Below are 1,873 nucleotides of genomic sequence, written 5' to 3' on the forward strand. Positions count from 1 at the left end.
GTCCAGGCCGTGGCGGCGATCAGCGCGCTCCAGAACCAGACGCCGTTGGTCAGCGGCCGCACCGTGCCGTCCATGTGGGTTCCCAGCCAGCCGCCCATGCCGAAGGCCACGACCATCATGAGAAATCCGTTGAGGGCCGAGGCAGCGCCCGCCGCCTGGGGGAAGGGACTAACGGCGCCGCTCTGCCCGCAGGGCTGGTGCACGCCATGCCCCAGCATGAACAGGTAGTAGGGCAGCATGATGGCCCAGACGTTCTGGATGCCGGCCCAGGCCAGCACGCCCATCAGGGTTCCGCCGGCCAGTGTGAGGCAGGCGGCCACGGCCACCGAGCGCCGCACGCCAAAGCGCGGCAGCAGCCGACGACAGATGAAGGTGCCGGTGAGGTAGCAAAAACACATCGAAAACATGATGAGGCCGTAGTGTGTTTTGGTCAGGCCCAGCACCTTGATAAACACGAACGACGAGGTGGCCAGAAAGGTGAAGAGGCCGCCGTAGGAGGCCGCGGTCAACACCGAAAACGCCAGGAACGTGGGGTTGCGAAGAATATGGACCCAGGTGCGCAGCAGTGTGGCCGGCTGCAGCGCACGCGGGTTTTTCTGTGCCAGGGTTTCTTCAAACCGCAGTGAGATGAGGGCCAGCGTGGCCGCGCCGAACACGGCCAGCGCCATCAGTGCCATGCGCCAGCCGAAAAGCTCCGACAGCAAGCCGCCCAGCGGTGCACTGATGCAGGCCAGCACGCCCAGGCCGCTCAAGCCTTTGGACATGGCGCGGGCGCCTTCAAGCGGCTGGTACAGGTCGCGCACAATGGCGCGCGCGCACATCACTGCAGCGCCCATGGCGGCGCCCTGCACGATGCGCCAGGTGATCAGCAGTGTCATCGACGATGCGAGCGTGCTGCCGACGGAAGCGAGGGTGTAGGCGCACAGGCCCCAGAGCAGGATGGGACGGCGGCCGAAGCGGTCCGACAGCGGGCCCCAGATCAGCTGGGAGGTGCCGAAGGCCAGCAGCAGGGCGCTGAGCGTGAGCTGCGCCTGCGACATCGGCGCGCCGAAACCTTCAGTCAGGGCGGGCAGGGCGGGCAGGTAGAGATCGGTCGTGACCGGCTGGATGCCCAGCAGCATCGACAGGACCAGCACCACCATGCCGGGCGACATGGCAGGCGCCGCGGTCTTCGAAACAGGAACATCCATTGAGCTGAGCGTATCAGACAAAACGCCTGCTGCATCGCGGTACTGGCATGGCCCGAGGGGCCGTTTCCAGAATCAATTCAGGACCCGGAAGAAGGGGGCAGAGGGAGCAGGCGGTCCAGGCCGGTGATTTTTGCGTGCTGCAGCAGCATGATGGTCTTGGCGTCTTCAATGGCGCCGCTGCGCACCATGGCCAGCGCTTCTTCCAGCGACAGCTCGATCACCTCGATGTCTTCACCTTCATGGGCGATGCCGCCGCCTTCTCCTGCCCGGTCTGAACTTTCGTAGGAGGCTACGAAGAAGTGCAACTTTTCAGTGACCGAACCCGGGCTCATGTAGGCCTCGAACACCTTGTGCGGCGCCTGGATGCGGAACCCGGTTTCTTCGGCTGCTTCGCGGCGGATGCAGGTCTCGGGGTCGTCGCCATCGAGCAGTCCGGCGCAGGCCTCGATGAGCATACCGTCGGCGCAACCATTGACCCAGGCCGGCAGCCGGAACTGCCTTGTCAGCACCACGGTTTGCCGCCGGACGTTGACAAGAAGGATCGCTGCGCCGTTGCCGCGGTCATAGACCTCGCGTGTCTGCTGCTGCCACGTGCCGCCGCGGCGGCGCAACTCGATGGTGAGTTTGCGCAATACATACCAGTTGTCGGACAGGCGTTCGTCGCCGAGCACGCGCACGTGTGG

2 protein-coding genes are annotated in these 1,873 nt (G+C 65.3%); both read right to left on the bottom strand.

All coding sequences use genetic code 11. From position 1 onward, the window contains the following. The coding region (locus AC1D1P_RS22185) for a multidrug effflux MFS transporter (protein WP_477674470.1) at window positions 1-1,190 on the bottom strand (1,190 nt) is incomplete at its 3' end. Window positions 1,191-1,267: 77 nt separating this feature from the next. Further along, window positions 1,268-1,867: a GDP-mannose pyrophosphatase NudK gene (gene nudK, locus AC1D1P_RS22190; RefSeq protein WP_477674471.1), complete on the bottom strand. Its 600-nt coding sequence runs from the start codon at window positions 1,865-1,867 to the stop codon at window positions 1,268-1,270. Window positions 1,868-1,873 lie beyond the last annotated feature (6 nt).

This window comes from Polaromonas sp. P1_E1_2 (genome assembly GCF_056406035.1).